Genomic DNA, 14,705 nt, shown 5'->3' with positions numbered 1-14,705 from the left:
CCGGCGGGGGCCTCACCTCGGCTGAAAAAAGCCGATTGCAAACTTTATACAATCCGCTACGGTCGCCTGGCCGTCGCTCGAGGCGTCCCCTCGCGGCGGCCACAAAGGCCAGAGGAGAGACTGGATGATCAAGCCCACCGCCCTCGTCGCCGGCATGGCGATCGCACTGACCAGCTTCGGCAGCACGGCCCAGGCCGACAAGCTCGACGACATCATCGCGTCCGGCACGCTCAAGTGTGCGGTCACGCTCGACTTCCCGCCCATGGGCTTCCGCGACGAGAGCAATCAGCCCGCCGGCTTCGACGTCGACACCTGCCGCGATCTCGCCGCCGCGCTCGGTGTCGAAGCCGAGATCGTCGAGACGCCCTTCCCCGACCGCATCCCCGCGCTGGTTTCCGGTCGCGCGGACGTCGGCGTCGCCTCGACGTCGGACACGCTCGAGCGCGCCAAGACGATCGGGTTCTCCATCCCCTACTTCGCCTTCCAGATGGTGGTCCTCACCCGCGAGGACACGGGCATCGACGCCTACGAGGATCTCGCCGACAAGCGCGTGGGCTCCGTCGCCGGCACCTACGAGGCGATCGCGCTCGAGGACGACATCGACGAGTGGGACGCCGGCGGCTCCTTCCGGCCGTATCAGACGCAGGCCGACGTGTTCCTGGCCCTGTCCCAGGGGCAGATCGACGCGACCGTCGTGACCAACACCGTCGCCCAGGCGACGATCGACACCGGCAATTTCGACGGGTTCGTCGTCCAGGGTGACGCCCCCTACATCACGGACTACGTGTCCCTGATCGCCCCGCGCATGGAGCAGGGGCTGATCAACTACCTGAACCTCTTCGTCAATCAGCAGGTCCGCACCGGCCGCTACGAGGAGCTGTTCGAGAAGTGGGTCGGCGGCGAGGCGCCGAAGCTCTCCGTCAACGGCGTCTACTACTGATGCTCCGAGGGGCCGGAGAGGTTCTCCGGCCCTGCATCACGCCAGGGAACGGGGCCCATGCTCGACTACACTTTCCACTGGCGACCAGCGCTGCGGGCGTTGCCCGAGATGCTGTCCGGCGCGCTGGTCACCCTCGAGATCGCCGTGCTCTCGATGATCCTCGGCACGATCGCCGGCGTGCTCCTCGCGCTCGCCAGGCAATCCGGCAACCGGCTGCTCTCGGGCTTCGCGACCGGCTGGATCGAGCTCGCCCGCAACACGCCGGCGCTGCTGCAGGTCTACATGGCCTATTTCGGGCTGGGCTCGATCGGGATCTTCCTCGATTCCTACCTGTCGGTCCTTCTCGGCATCGCCTTCAACAATGCGGGCTACCTCGCCGAGACCTTCCGCGGTGCCATGCGGGCGATACCGCACACGCAGGTGAGAGCAGCCCGCTCGCTCGGCATGGGCAGCGCCAAGGCGTTCCGGCTGATCGTTCTCCCGCAGATGTTCCGGATCGCCTTCTATCCCATGACCAATCAGATGGTCTGGGCGATCCTCATGACCTCCATCGGCGTCATCGTGGGCCTCGATACGGATCTGACCGGTGTCACCCAGGAACTGAACGTGCGGACGTTCCGTACCTTCGAGTACTTCGCCATAGCCGCAGTGCTGTACTATCTGATCGCGAAGCTCGTCACCGTCTCGGCCCGGCTGATGGCCTGGCGTCTGTTCCGGTACTGAGGGCGGCGCAATGTTGGAAACCAATCTTTCCTGGAACGACATCCTGTTCCTCCTGGAGGGGACCGGCGTCACGCTTGCGATCACCTTCTGGGCCGTGCTCGGCGGCACGGTGTTGGGAATAGGTCTCGGCCTTCTCCGAGCCACGGCGCCCTGGTGGCTCAACGCACCGCTCGGCGCAGTGCTCGACGTGCTCAGATCGGTCCCCCTCATCATCCAGCTGGTGCTGGCGAACTCGTTCAAGTCGATCATCGGGATTCAGGCGTCCCCGTTCGTCGTCGCCTGCGTGGTCCTGTCGCTCTACACGTGCGCCTACTGCACGGAGATCGTCCGCGGCGGAATCCTCGCGGTCCCGTCCACCACGCGTCGCGCCGCGCGTTCCCTCGGCATGACCTACGGTCAGGACCTCGCCAACGTGGTCTTCCCGATCGCGCTGCGGGTCTCCCTGCCGAGCTGGATCGGCCTCACCCTCGGCGTCATGAAGGACACGGCGCTGGTTCTCTGGATCGGCATCATCGAGCTTCTTCGCGCCTCGCAGATCATCGTGACCCGCATCCAGGAACCGCTGTTCGTGCTCGCGGTCGCGGGGCTGATCTACTTCATCATCGGCTTTCCAATCTCGCGGCTCGGCGCCCGGCTCGAGCGGAAGTGGCGTGAACATGATTGAGATCGAGAACGTTCGAAAGAGCTTCGGCTCGCTCGAGATCCTCAAGGGCGTGAGCCTGAACGTGGAGAAAGGCGAGGTCGTCTCGGTGATCGGGGGATCCGGCTCCGGGAAATCCACGCTGCTGATGTGCATCAACGGGCTGGAGCCCATACAGGGCGGGCGGATCGTGGTCGACGGCGTCGACGTCCACGATCGCCGGACCGACATCAACAAGCTCCGGCAGAAGATCGGCATCGTCTTCCAGCAGTGGAACGCCTTCCCGCACCTGACCGTGCTCGAGAACGTGACCCTCGCGCCGCGCAAGGTCCTCGGCATCGGTCGCCGGGAGGCGGAGGAGGTCGCGGTTCGGCACCTCGCGCATGTGGGGCTCGGCGACAAGCTCGGCGTCTTTCCGTCGAAGCTCTCGGGTGGGCAGCAGCAGCGCATGGCCATCGCCCGGGCGCTCGCGATGTCGCCGGACTACATGCTGTTCGACGAGGTGACGTCCGCGCTGGATCCGCAGCTCGTCGGCGAGGTGCTGGCCACGCTGCGGATGCTGTCGGAGGAGGGTATGACCATGATCATCGTCACGCACGAGATCCGGTTCGCCCGGGACGTGTCGGACCGCGTCGCCTTCTTCCGCGAAGGCGTGATCCACGAGATCGGCCCACCGGAGCAGGTGATCGGCAACCCGCAACGGCCGGAGACCGTGGAGTTCCTGAACTCGGTTCTCTGAGACACGAAACGCAGAGGAGCTGCACATGCGGATCACTCGGATCCTCGCCTACGCCGTCCGCCTTCCGCTCGCGGAGGGGCGATACGGCTGGTCGAACGACAACTACATGGAAGTGTTCGACTCGACGGTCGTCGCCGTCGAGACGGATGCGGGATACACCGGCTATGCGGAATGCTGCCCGCTCGGCTCCGCCTATCTTCCGGCCTACGCCAACGGCGTCAGAGCCGGAATCGCGGAGATCGGTCCCGAGCTCATCGGCCTCGATCCTCGTGATCTCGCCTCGGTCAACCGCCGCATGGACGCGGCCCTGCGGGGCCATCCGTACGTGAAGGCGCCGCTCGATATCGCCTGCTGGGACATTCTGGGGAAGGCGACCGGTCTGCCGGTCTACCGCCTGCTCGGCGGCGCCGAGCAGGACGAGGTCGCGCTGTACCGGGCCATCTCTCAGGACACGCCCGAGGCCATGGCCAGCTCGATCGCGGCCTACCGGTCCCAGGGCTACACCAAGTTCCAGCTGAAGGTGGGCGGGGACGTGGACGCGGACATCGCGCGCATCCGGGCCTGCCGCGACGCCGCCGCGAGCGGGGAGCTTCTCGTGGCCGATGCCAATACCGGCTGGACGAGACCGGAGGCGGCGCGGGTCGTCGCCGCGGTCGCGGACCTGGACGTCGCGATCGAGCAGCCCTGCGCGACCTACGAGGACTGCCTGTCGATCCGGCGGCGGACCGCTCGCCCGTTCGTGCTCGACGAGGTCGTCACCGGCTTCGACACCCTCGTGCGTCTCCTCGCCGACGACGCCGCGGATGCGATCAACCTGAAGATCTCGAAGGTCGGCGGCCTCACGCGCGCGCGGCTCATCCGCGATGCCTGCGTCGCCGCGAACATGCCGATGACGATCGAGGACACGTGGGGCGGCGACATCGTCACCGCGACGATCGCGCATCTCGCCCGCTCGACGCCGGCCGAGTTCACCTACTCCGCGACGGACTTCAACAGCTACGTCACCGTCTCGATCGCGGAGGGTGCCCCGCAGCGCACGGGCGGCGTCATGACCGCCCCGGACCGGCCCGGTCTCGGCATAGAGCCGCGGTTCGACGTTCTGGGCGCCCCCTGCCTCGAGATCGACGGATAGGTGACGTCGTGCGCACATCGAAGCTCGTTCACGTCGTCCACTGCCACGCCGAGGGCGAGGTCGGCGACGTCATCGTCGGCGGTGTCGCGCCGCCTCCCGGGCAGACGGTCTGGGAGCAGTCGCGCTTCATCGCGCAGGACGACGCGCTTCGGCGCTTCGTCCTCAACGAGCCGCGCGGCGGTGTCTTCCGCCACGTCAGCCTGCTCGTGCCCGCGAAGGACGCGCGTGCGGCGAGCGGCTGGATCGTGATGGAGCCCGAGGACACACCGCCGATGTCGGGGTCGAACTCGATGTGCGTCGCGACGGTGCTCCTGGACACGGGCCTCGTGCCGATGGAGGAGCCGATCACGCGCCTCGCCATCGAGGCACCGGGCGGCCTCGTCGAGGTCGAGGCGGAGTGCCGCGCGGGCAAGGCGGAGCGGGTGACGGTCCGCAACCTCCCGTCCTTCGTCGACCGGCTCGACGCACCGCTCGAGGTGGAGGGGCTCGGCACGCTGACGGTGGACGTCGCGTACGGCGGCGACAGCTTCGTCATCGCCGACGCGCGGGCGCTCGGCTTCGCGATCACGCCGGACGAGGCACGCGACCTCGCCGTCGCCGGCATTCGGATCACGAAGGCGGCGAACGAGCAGCTCGGCTTTCGGCACCCGGGCGAAACCGGTTGGGACCACGTGTCCTTCTGCCAGATCGCGGCGCCGGTCGAAGCGCGAGACGGCGTGCTCACCGGCCTCAACACCGTCGCGATCCAGCCGGGCAAGCTCGATCGCTCCCCGTGCGGGACCGGGTGCTCGGCGCGCATGGCCACCCTTCACGCACGCGGCCTGCTGAAGGTCGGCGACCGGTTCGTCGGCCTCTCGATCATCGGGTCGCGGTTCGACTGCCGCGTCGAGGCCGAGACGGAGGTCGCCGGACGCGCAGCGATCGTCCCCTCGATCTCCGGGCGTGCCTGGATCACCGGCACCTCGCAGCTGATGCTCGATCCGTCGGACCCGTACCCCGACGGCTATCGGCTGTCCGACACCTGGCCGCGCCTGACGACCTGAGCCGAAGGGCCTCCCATGCGAATCGTCATCATCGGAGCCGGCGTCGTCGGCGTGGCGGCCGCGCACGCGCTGCTCGCGGAGGGGCATTCGGTCACCTTCGTGGATCCCGCAGGGTTCGGAGAGGGCGCTTCGAAAGGCAACGCCGGCTGGATCGCGCACATGGACGTGATGCCGCTCGCCTCGCCGAAAGCCTGGCGCAACCTCCCGCGCTGGCTCGTCGATCCGCTCGGCCCCCTCGCGATCCGTCCCGGCTATCTTCCGCGGCTCGCGCCCTGGTTCCTGCGCTTCGCGCTCGCCAGCCGCCCGGCGCGCATCCGGGCGAGCATCGAGGCGATCGGGGCCCTGAACTGCGCCGCGCTGCCGGCCTGGCATCGGCTGCTGACGGCGGTCGGCGAGCAGGGCCGGCTGAGGCCGTCCGGCATCCTGTCGGTGTTCGGAAGCGAGCGCGCCCTCGCCGCCGCGGCGCCGGTTCTCGCGACGCAGGAGCGCTTCGGCATTCCGCACGAGAGGCTCGACCGGGCCCGCCTCGCCGCCCTGGAGCCCGCTCTCGGCGAGGCGGCGCAGGCCGGGGTGCTCTATCCGACCGGCTGCCACGTGGACGACCCGTTCGGGCTGGCGACGGCGCTCGGGGAGGCGGCGCTGGCGCGCGGGGCCCGGCTGACCCGGGGCGAGGCGGTGGCGATCTCGACCGCCGGGAGCCTCGGCGTCCGGCTGGCGGGCGGCGATACGCTCCCGGCCGATCGCGTCGTCCTCGCCGCCGGGGCCTGGTCGCGCGGGCTCGCCCTCCAGGCCGGAGACGCGGTGCCGCTGGACACGGAACGGGGCTACAACGTCACGTTCGCGCCGGGCGCCCTCGGGCTGTCGAGGCCCGTGATGTTCGAGGGCGAGGGCTTCGTCACGAGCCCGCTGTCGGGCGGCGATCGCGTGGGCGGCGCGGTCGAGTTCGCCGGCTTGGCGGCGGCGCCGAACTACGCCCGCGTCGACGCGATCCTGTCTCGGCTCGCCCGTTTCCTGCCCGAGGCCGACCTCGCCGGCGGGACGCGCTGGATGGGCTTTCGTCCGTCGATCCCCGATTCGCTCCCCGTCATCGGTCCCGCCCGGCGCGACGCGCGCATTCTCTACGCCTTCGGCCACGGCCATCACGGCCTGACGCAGGCCGCGGTCACGGCCGAGATCCTGGCCGCCCTCGTCGCGGAGCGCGCTCACGCCGTCTCCGCGAAGCCGTTCTCGGCGCAGCGCTTCGGCAGATCGTAGGGGCGACCGCCGACCGGATGGAGCCGGCGGACTCCGGCTCGGGACGGTGAGAGCAGTCCGCGACGCGATGGAATCGCGAGAAGCATCCCTCGCCGAACCGGCTCGGAATGCGCTCGAAACCGCTCGTGGACGTCGACCGGGACTGGACGAGCGGGTCGCACCGTGCGCAAACGCCGATGCCGGATAACGTGCGTCGCCGGTGCATCGTATAAAATCTACATTGACAGCCCCACCGGCGCGACGGACGATCGGCCTCGGGCGAGCCCTCCCAGACCGCCCCCACTTCGGAAGTCGCCCCGCACGGCGGTGGCCGAGCTCGGAGCCGTGCACGGTCCTTGCTCGGCTCCCGGGCCCTGCTCGCGCCGGGGCGTGGCGGCACGGTGCAGAACGAAACGAGGGGTGCGATGACCAGCTATCTCTTCACCGGCGGCAGGTTTCTCGATCCGCGCCATGACCGGCTCCGCGGCGGCGTGGACGTCCTCGTCGAGGACGGGCGCGTCAAGGAGGTCTCCGAGACGCCGATCCGCGCGAGCGCGGCCCAGACGATCGACCTCGGTGGACGCACCCTGATGCCGGGCCTCGTCGATGCCCATGTCCACGTGATCGCGTCCCTCGTCGACGTCGCGGCGAACGCGGCCCTCCCGTCCTCGCTCGCGGCGCTCCGCGCGGCGCGGATCATGAACGCGATGCTCATGCGGGGCTTCACGACGGTTCGCGATGTCGGCGGAGCGGACTACGGGCTGGTGCGCGCGGTCGATGAGGGGCTGATCGACGGCCCCCGCCTCGTGATCTCGGGCAAGGCGCTGGGCCAGACCGGCGGGCACTCGGATTTCAGGATCCGCTCGGACGACCGACCCTCGGTGTTCGCCGACCGCGTCGGGGCGCTGGGCCGGCTCTGCGACGGCGTCACCGAAGTGCGGCGCGCGGCTCGCGAGGAGATCAAGGCGGGGGCCCACTTCATCAAGATCATGGCCAATGGCGGCGTCGCGTCGCCCAACGACCCGATCCACGCGCTCGGCTTCTCACGCGAGGAAATCTCCGCCGTGGTCGAGGAGGCGCGCAACGCCGGCACCTACGTCGCAGCCCATCTCTACACCGACGAGGCCATCCGCAGGGCGGTCGAGCTCGGCGTCCACTCGCTCGAGCACTGCAACCTCATCCAGACGGAAACGGCGGAGCTGGCCGCTCGCGCGGGCGCTGTCGCTGTACCCACGCTCGTCGCCTACGAAGGGCTCGCGCTGGAAGGCTCGGCTTTCGGCCTGTCCGCCGAGTCCCAGGCCAAGATCGATACGGTACGCCGCGCCGGCCTCGAGTCGCTCGACATCATGCGCCGGGCGGGCTTGCCCATGGCGTTCGGGTCGGACCTTCTCGGCCAGCTGCAGAAGTACCAGTCGATGGAGTTCGCCATCCGCGAGCGCGTGCTGCCGCGCAACGAGATCATCGCGTCGGCGACGACCGTGGCGGCGGATCTGTGCATGCTCGGCGGCCAGGTCGGCGAGCTCTCGCCGGGGGCGCATGCCGACCTGCTGGTCGTCGACGGCGATCCCTACGCCGACCTCGGTGTCCTCCAGAACGACGGCGCTCGCATTCTCGCGATCATGAAGGACGGCCGGTTCCACAAGAACCAGCTCGCGTGAGGACCGCGGCGACCCCGCTCCCGCCCGCTTCGTCTTGCCCTCGCACCGCCCCCGGCCTGGATCGGGGGCGAACGAAGGAGCGCCTGCATGGTGAAAGGCAACTCCCCCTCCGAGCTCGTCGGGCGCATCGCGTTCCATGCGCTCGTGATCGGCGGCTTCGCCGTGATCGTGCTGCCGCTGGTGCTGGTGGTGTGGTTGTCGTTCGTGTCGGACGCGATCCTCACCGTTCCGCCGGACGGCTACTCGTTCCGCTGGTACGCGGAGATGTTCCGGCAGCCGCAGTTCATGGATGGGTTCGCGACGAGCCTGATCGTCGCCCTGGTGGCCACGCTCGCCGGACTGGCACTGACGATCCCGGCCAGCTTCGTTCTCGCCCGCATGGCGTTTCGCGGGCGCGACGCGATCCTGCATCTGCTCATGTCGCCGCTGATCGTGCCCGCGATCGTCATCGGCTCGGCGCTGTACATGATGTTCGTCGAGGTCGAGATCCGGACCGGCCTGCCGATCACCGGATCGGTCTGGGGACTCGCCGCGGGGCACGTCCTGCTCACGATCCCCTGGAGCATCCGCCTCGTGAGCGCGAACCTCGTCGGCGTGAACCCGTCGGTCGAGGAAGCGGCGCTCAGCCTCGGGGCGACGCCCCTCGCGACGGCCCTGCGGATCACCCTCCCCATCGTCTGGCCCGGCGTCGTCGCGGCGGCTCTGTTCAGCTTCGTCGTCAGCTTCGGCAACCTCGAGGTTTCGCTGTTCCTCGTCTCCGCCGGCGAGACGACCCTCCCGATCGCGGTGCTGCAGTACCTGCAATGGAAGATCAACCCGACGGTCGCTGCGGTGTCGGTGCTGCAGATCGTCGTGGTGGGCACCGGCCTGCTGCTCACAAGCCGCTTCGTGAACCTGGCGAGGACCGTCTGACATGGCATCCGTGACGCTGACCTCCGTGACGAAGGCCTACGGCACGTTCAAGGCCGTCGACGACGTGACGCTCACCGTGGAAGACGGCGAGTTCCTGGTCCTGCTGGGACCGTCGGGGTGCGGAAAGACGACGACGTTGCGCATCGTCGCGGGGTTCGTCGAGGCTACGGGAGGCCGGGTTTCCATCGCCGGCCGTGACGTGACGCGGGAGCCTCCGTACCGGCGCAATCTCGGGCTCGTCTTCCAGAACTACGCTCTTTTTCCTCACTTGAGCGTCTTCGAGAACGTCGCATTCGGCCTGCGCCGGCGCCGGATCGCCGCCAGCGAGATCGGGCCGCGGGTCGAGCGGGCGCTGGGCCTCGTCAAGCTGTCGGATCTCGCCGGGCGCCTGCCGAAGCAGCTCTCCGGCGGCCAGCAGCAGCGCGTGGCGATCGCGCGGGCCATCGCGATCGAGCCGGACGTCCTGCTGCTCGACGAGCCGCTGTCGAACCTCGACGCGAAGCTCCGGGTCGACGTCCGGCGCGAACTGAAGCGGCTCCAGGCGGAGCTGGGGATCACCACGATCATGGTGACCCACGACCAGGACGAGGCGATGAGCATGGGCGACCGGCTCGTCGTCATGAACCAGGGGCGTGTCCAGCAGATCGGCGAGCCGAAGGAGCTCTACCGGTCGCCCGCCAATCGCTTCGTCGGGTCCTTCATCGGCCAGGCGAACGCCCTCCAGGGCCGGATGGTCGACGGCTTCTTCCATACCGATTGCGGGCTGCGGTTCGCCTGCGAGCGGGCGGTCCCGGGTGCGGATCTGCTGATGATCCGGCCCGAGGCGATCGACATCGCCCTCGAGCCGCCGGAGCAGGACGCATCCCATCATGCGGGCGTGGTCGACGGCCTCGTCTATCTCGGCCCGCACTACGAACTCAGCGTGCAGCTTCCCGGCGGCCAGGCCCTGTCGGTCCAGCTGCCGCAGAGCTCGGCGGCGGTATCGGCGCTGCGCCGCGGCGCACCCGTCTATCTGTCCGTCGATCCGCGGAACGCGATCGGCATCCGCGACGGCGACGCCGTGCTGCCGGCCTGACAGAAACCAAACCAGAGGAGAGGACAATGCCCATCGAACTCGACAGACGCCTATTCACCCTCGGGCTCGGCACGTCGCTGGTGGCGGGTGCCGCCGGAATGGGTCGCGCGCGGGCCGCATCGGGCCGTGTGGTGGTCGGTACCTGGGGCGGAGACTACCAGGGGCTCCAGCAGCGCCATATCGTCGATCCGCTGCTCACGCCGCAGGGCGTGGACGTCGTCTTCGACACGGCGAACGACACGGTCCGTCGCACGAAGCTCATGTCCGAGCGGCGCCTGCCGCGAGGATCGATGGACGTCGCCTGCCTGACCAACGCCGGTTCGTACCAGATGGCGGCGAACGGGGTCTTCGACGAGATCGACGAGGATCGCGTTCCGAACCTGAAGCACGTGCTGCCCAAGCTCCGGACGTCTTACTCTGCGCCGCACATCTACACCGGTCGCGTGATTCTCTACAATCCGGAGATCATCACCAAGGCCCCGACCTCGTACGCCGACCTCTGGAACCCCGAATACGCCGGCAAGGTCGGCGTGATCGACATCCAGTACCAGACCACGATCGAATCCGCCGCCATGATCGCCGGAGGCAGCCTTTCCGACTACGAGCCGGGCAAGGACAAGCTGCTCGAGCTGAAGGAGATGGGCGTTCGGATCTACCCGACCAACGAGGCGATGGCGCAGGCGCTCGCCTCGGGCGAGTGCGCCATGTGCATCATGTGGCAGGCCCGCGGCAACATGTGGAAGCGGGCCGGTCTCCCGATCGAGATCGCGATCCCCGAGGAAGGCGTCGTCCTCTACGTCTCGGACATGTCCGTTCCGAAGAACGCCCGGAACAAGGACGCCGCCTACGCCTACCTGAACGCGATGCTGGACCCCGGTCCGCAGCGCGCCTTCGCGGAGGCGATGGGCTACGCGCCGACGATCGACAACGCCGATCTGCCGCCCGAGCTCGCCAAGGAAGTCGCCCTGCCGCCCGAGGTGCAGGACAGCTTCCTCGTGCAGGACCAGGAATACCTCCTGGAGAACGATGCGCAGCTCCAGGATTGGTGGAACCGCGTCTTCAAGGCGTGAGGCAAGGGGAGGTACGGACCCGATGATCAGCAGCCAGAAGCAAGCTGGAGCCCTCATTCTCCCGGCCACGGCGATGGTCGTCCTGTTCCTGTGCCTCCCCCTGGTTCTCCTGTTCAGGTTCAGCCTGAACAGGTTCGTTCCGGGCGAGTTCATGGTCGAGGCGCTCACGCTCGAGAACTATGCTCGCTTCGTCAGCGATCCCTACTACACGTCCGCCCTGCTCACCACGGTCGTCATGGCGATCGGCGTGACGGCGCTGTGCCTCGTCCTGACGTTCCCCATCGCGATGTACATGAAACGGGCGAGCGCCCGGACGAAGTCGCTGCTCGTCCTGCTCGTCTTCCTCCCGCTCTTCGTCGGAAACGCCGTGCGTGCGGCCGGCTGGATGGTGGCGTTCGGCCAGCAGGGCGTCGTCAACTACGTCCTCGTCGGCCTCGGGATCGTCGACGCTCCGTTGACGATCATGTACTCGCCCACGGCGGTGTTCTTCGGCATTCTGTCGATCAACCTGCCGTTCGCGGTCCTGACGCTCCAGAGCGTGCTGGAAGGGATCGACGACAACGCGTCGGACGCCGCGATGTCGCTCGGCGCGACGCCGTTCGAGGCCTGGCGCCTCGTCGTCCTCCCGTTGGCCATGCCGGGCGTCCTGGCGGCCGGCGTCCTGTCGTTCATCTTGACCATGAACGCCTACGCGACACCCGTTCTCCTCGGCGGCCCGCAGTTCCGAATGATGGCCCCGATCGTGGCATCCGAGGTTCTCGACCAGGCGAACTGGCCGTCGGGCGCCGCAGTATCGTTCAGCCTGATGGGAACGACGCTCATCCTGACAATCCTGATCAACGGCTACGTTGCGCGGCGGTACGCCTACCAGCGTTGATCGATTCCCCGAGAAGAGGAGTTCACAATGGACGAGTACGCCCAGGCCGGCTACGGCGATGTGGAGATCGGCTTCGGATCGAAGCCCGCAATCCTCGTTATCGACTTCCAGCTGTCGCATACCTCCGGGGATTATCCCTTCGGCGGCCGCCCGCTCGCCCTGCGCGCGCTCGACAACACGCTGCGGCTGCTCGAGCGGGCTCGGCCGATGGGGGTTCCCGTGGCGGTCTGCTACACCTCCTATCAGAACCCGAGCGAGATGCCGTACTGGAAGATCAAGGCCGTCCGCGAACACTACCTGCCAGGCGACCCCGCGGGAGATCTCGATCCCCGGGTGGCGGATCCGGCGCACGACCTCGTCGTCCGCAAGACCGGTCCGAGCATGTTCTTCGAGACGAAGGTGCAGCCGTATCTGGTCAAGCACGCCGTCGACACCGTCATCGTGACGGGCGTCAACACGAGCGGGTGCGTTCGCGCGACGGTGATCGACAGTTTCCAGCGCGGCTACCGCACGATCGTGCCGGAGGATTGCGTCGGGGACGTAGAGGACGGTCCGCACCGCGACAACCTTCGCGACGTCGGGCGCCGCTACGCCGACATCGTCGACGCCGATCGCGTGCTCGCCTACCTCGCGCGGAACCGGGCCGTCGCCTGACGGAGGTCCGCGCCACCTGTGCGGAATTACCAAGAGCCCCTGCAACACCGCGCCGTTGTCCAACGCTTCGAACCCGCGCATCCTCGTATACGGTATCCACGGCCGCCCGCCGGCGGAGACCGGTGGCGAGCCTGCATGTGCGCGTAGGAAGGGCCGACAGGTTGAGCGAGTTCACGACCCGCCCGGAGCTGCGCGGCACGTTCGGAGCCGTCTCCTCGACACATTGGCTCGCCTCCAGCGCCGGCATGGCGCTGCTCGAGGCCGGACATACGGCGTTCGATGCGGCGGTCGCCGCGGGCTTCGTGCTTCAGGTCGTCGAGCCACACCTCAACGGCCCGGGAGGCGAGGTTCCGATCATGGTCACGCCGGCCGGTGCCGACGAGCCGGTCGTGATCTGCGGCCAGGGGGGCTCCCCGCGACGGGCGACGCCGGAGGCCATGCGCGCCCTCGGCATCGATGCGATTCCGGGAACCGGCCTCCTCCCCGCGTGCGTACCGGGCGCGTTCGGCGCCTGGCTGACGCTGCTGCGGGATTACGGGACTGCGGAGCTCGACGAGGTGCTCGCGCCCGCGATCCACTACGCCGAGCTCGGTCATCCCATCGTGCCCCGCATCGCGCGCACGATCGAGACGATGCGCGACCTCTTCACCACGCGCTGGCACAGCTCGGCGGAGGTCTACCTGCCGGGCGGCTCGGCCCCGGAAGCCGGTCGGCTGCTGCGCAACCCCCAGATCGCCGCCCTGTACCGCGAGATCGTGCGCGTGGCCGGCACGGCCGAGACCCGCGAACAGCGCATCGAGGCCGCTCTCGGCTACTGGTACGAGGGGCCGGTCGCGGAGCGCATCGGCGCCTTCTGCGCGAACGAGGCGGTGTGGGACGTGTCCGGTCGGCACCATCGGGGCTTTCTCGACGCCGACGACCTGGCCGGCTGGCGGCCGGCGATCGAGCGCCCCGTCTCGGCCAGCTTCGCCGGGCACGTGATCCACAAATGCGGACCCTGGTCGCAGGGACCGGCGCTGCTCCAGGCCCTCCAGATCCTCGAGGGCACCGATGTGGCATCCTGTGAGCCCGCGGGGGAGCGTGTCGTCCATCTGGCCGTGGAGGCGTCCAAGCTCGCGCTGGCCGATCGCGACGCCTGGTACGGCGACGATCCGCACGTTCCGCTCGAAGAGCTTCTCGACGCGGATTATGCCGAGCGGCGGCGCGCGCTGATCGGCGAGAGTGCATCCCTGGAGCTTCGTCCCGGTGGGCTGCCCGACCGGCCGACCCGCTTTCCGTCCTGGGCCGGATCGGGCTCGCGGCCGTCGCCGCAGGCCGGCATCGGCGAGCCGACGGCGCCGCGCAGTCCCCTCGCCGCCGATCCCGCCGGCGAGCCCCGTCTCGATGCGAGCGGCACCCAGCGCGGGGACACGTGCCAGGTGAGCGCCGTGGACAGGTTCGGGAACATGGTGACCGCGACGCCTTCAGGCGGCTGGTTCCAGTCGTCTCCGGTCATCCCCGGTCTCGGCTTCTCGTTGACCACCCGCGGCCAGATGTTCTGGCTGGAGCCGGGGCTGGCATCGTCGCTGCGTCCGGGCACGCGACCGCGCACGACGCTGACGCCGACCACCGTCTTCCGCGACGGCACGCCGTATCTCGCGCTCGGCACGCCGGGAGGTGACCAGCAGGAGCAATGGCAGCTCCTCTTCCTGCTGCGGCACCTGCACCATGGCATCGACCTTCAGGCGGCCATCGACATGCCGGCCTTCCACACGGACCACCTCGTGAGCTCCTTCTGGCCGCGCGAGGTCGCGCTCGGGTCCGTCACCGTCGAGGGCCGGTTCGCGCCGGACGCCATCGACGCGCTGCGGCGCAGAGGGCACGAGATCACGATCGCCGACCCCTGGTCGGAGGGGCGGCTCTCGGTCGTCGGCAGGAGACTGGACGGCGGAACGCAGGTCGTCATGGCGGCCGCCAACCCGAGAGGCATGCAGGGCTACGCCGTAGCCCGCTGATGCGCGAACGAGAAG

General features: G+C 68.9%; 14 protein-coding genes. All 14 read left to right on the top strand.

From position 1 onward, the window contains the following. The first annotated feature begins 124 nt into the window (after nt 1–124). Entirely contained in the window at nt 125–940 is an 816-nt protein-coding gene (locus tag G407_RS0107265) for an ABC transporter substrate-binding protein (protein WP_029030284.1), read from the top strand. A gap of 57 nt (nt 941–997) precedes the next feature. Further along, nucleotides 998–1,663, top strand: a complete 666-nt coding sequence (locus G407_RS0107260) for an amino acid ABC transporter permease (RefSeq protein WP_029030283.1) — start codon at nt 998–1,000, stop codon at nt 1,661–1,663. A gap of 10 nt (nt 1,664–1,673) precedes the next feature. Next, the gene (locus tag G407_RS0107255) at nt 1,674–2,327 is read left to right on the top strand and encodes an amino acid ABC transporter permease (RefSeq protein ID WP_029030282.1); all 654 of its coding nucleotides are present in this window, start codon (nt 1,674–1,676) and stop codon (nt 2,325–2,327) included. Further along, on the top strand, nt 2,320–3,042 hold the full coding sequence (locus tag G407_RS0107250) for an amino acid ABC transporter ATP-binding protein (RefSeq protein WP_029030281.1): 723 nt from the start codon (nt 2,320–2,322) through the stop codon (nt 3,040–3,042). Before G407_RS0107255 ends, G407_RS0107250 begins: the two co-directional genes overlap by 8 nt. Before the next feature lie 25 nt (nt 3,043–3,067). Further along, entirely contained in the window at nt 3,068–4,174 is a 1,107-nt protein-coding gene (locus G407_RS0107245; protein ID WP_029030280.1) for a cis-3-hydroxy-L-proline dehydratase, read from the top strand. Nucleotides 4,175–4,182: 8 nt separating this feature from the next. Beyond that, nucleotides 4,183–5,217 (top strand): trans-3-hydroxy-L-proline dehydratase, encoded by a 1,035-nt coding sequence (locus G407_RS0107240; protein WP_029030279.1) that lies wholly within the window; start codon nt 4,183–4,185, stop codon nt 5,215–5,217. 15 nt (nt 5,218–5,232) lie between these two features. Continuing rightward, on the top strand, nt 5,233–6,471 hold the full coding sequence (locus G407_RS0107235; protein ID WP_029030278.1) for an NAD(P)/FAD-dependent oxidoreductase: 1,239 nt from the start codon (nt 5,233–5,235) through the stop codon (nt 6,469–6,471). Nucleotides 6,472–6,875: 404 nt separating this feature from the next. After that, nucleotides 6,876–8,108 carry a metal-dependent hydrolase family protein gene (locus tag G407_RS0107230; RefSeq protein WP_029030277.1) on the top strand — a complete coding sequence of 411 codons (1,233 nt, stop codon included), beginning with the start codon at nt 6,876–6,878 and terminating at the stop codon, nt 8,106–8,108. Between the two features lie 87 nt (nt 8,109–8,195). Next, nucleotides 8,196–9,020, top strand: a complete 825-nt coding sequence (locus G407_RS0107225; RefSeq protein WP_029030276.1) for an ABC transporter permease — start codon at nt 8,196–8,198, stop codon at nt 9,018–9,020. Between the two features lies 1 nt (nt 9,021). Beyond that, entirely contained in the window at nt 9,022–10,095 is a 1,074-nt protein-coding gene (locus G407_RS0107220) for an ABC transporter ATP-binding protein (protein ID WP_029030275.1), read from the top strand. A gap of 26 nt (nt 10,096–10,121) precedes the next feature. After that, nucleotides 10,122–11,165 carry an ABC transporter substrate-binding protein gene (locus G407_RS26265; protein ID WP_052341059.1) on the top strand — a complete coding sequence of 348 codons (1,044 nt, stop codon included), beginning with the start codon at nt 10,122–10,124 and terminating at the stop codon, nt 11,163–11,165. A 22-nt stretch (nt 11,166–11,187) separates the two neighbouring features. Next, nucleotides 11,188–12,042: an ABC transporter permease gene (locus G407_RS26260; protein WP_043539159.1), complete on the top strand. Its 855-nt coding sequence runs from the start codon at nt 11,188–11,190 to the stop codon at nt 12,040–12,042. 27 nt (nt 12,043–12,069) lie between these two features. Next, nucleotides 12,070–12,696, top strand: coding sequence for an isochorismatase family protein (locus tag G407_RS0107205; RefSeq protein WP_029030274.1), 627 nt, complete (start codon nt 12,070–12,072; stop codon nt 12,694–12,696). Between the two features lie 161 nt (nt 12,697–12,857). After that, complete coding sequence (locus G407_RS0107200; protein WP_029030273.1) at nt 12,858–14,690, top strand: gamma-glutamyltransferase family protein; 1,833 nt, start codon at nt 12,858–12,860, stop codon at nt 14,688–14,690. Nucleotides 14,691–14,705: the final 15 nt, after the last annotated feature.

This window comes from Salinarimonas rosea DSM 21201, assembly GCF_000429045.1.
GTDB lineage: Bacteria > Pseudomonadota > Alphaproteobacteria > Rhizobiales > Beijerinckiaceae > Salinarimonas > Salinarimonas rosea.
This window is presented reverse-complemented; position numbering and strand designations above follow the sequence as displayed.

Excerpts from the sequence above, each read along its gene's own strand:
- G407_RS0107265 (WP_029030284.1), top strand. The coding sequence starts at position 125 with ATGATCAAGCCCACCGCCCTCGTCGCCGGCATGGCGATCGCACTGACC.
- G407_RS0107260 (WP_029030283.1), top strand. The coding sequence starts at position 998 with ATGCTCGACTACACTTTCCACTGGCGACCAGCGCTGCGGGCGTTGCCC.
- G407_RS0107255 (WP_029030282.1), top strand. The coding sequence starts at position 1,674 with ATGTTGGAAACCAATCTTTCCTGGAACGACATCCTGTTCCTCCTGGAG.
- G407_RS0107250 (WP_029030281.1), top strand. The coding sequence starts at position 2,320 with ATGATTGAGATCGAGAACGTTCGAAAGAGCTTCGGCTCGCTCGAGATC.
- G407_RS0107245 (WP_029030280.1), top strand. The coding sequence starts at position 3,068 with ATGCGGATCACTCGGATCCTCGCCTACGCCGTCCGCCTTCCGCTCGCG.
- G407_RS0107235 (WP_029030278.1), top strand. The coding sequence starts at position 5,233 with ATGCGAATCGTCATCATCGGAGCCGGCGTCGTCGGCGTGGCGGCCGCG.
- G407_RS0107230 (WP_029030277.1), top strand. The coding sequence starts at position 6,876 with ATGACCAGCTATCTCTTCACCGGCGGCAGGTTTCTCGATCCGCGCCAT.
- G407_RS0107225 (WP_029030276.1), top strand. The coding sequence starts at position 8,196 with ATGGTGAAAGGCAACTCCCCCTCCGAGCTCGTCGGGCGCATCGCGTTC.
- G407_RS0107220 (WP_029030275.1), top strand. The coding sequence starts at position 9,022 with ATGGCATCCGTGACGCTGACCTCCGTGACGAAGGCCTACGGCACGTTC.
- G407_RS26265 (WP_052341059.1), top strand. The coding sequence starts at position 10,122 with ATGCCCATCGAACTCGACAGACGCCTATTCACCCTCGGGCTCGGCACG.
- G407_RS26260 (WP_043539159.1), top strand. The coding sequence starts at position 11,188 with ATGATCAGCAGCCAGAAGCAAGCTGGAGCCCTCATTCTCCCGGCCACG.
- G407_RS0107205 (WP_029030274.1), top strand. The coding sequence starts at position 12,070 with ATGGACGAGTACGCCCAGGCCGGCTACGGCGATGTGGAGATCGGCTTC.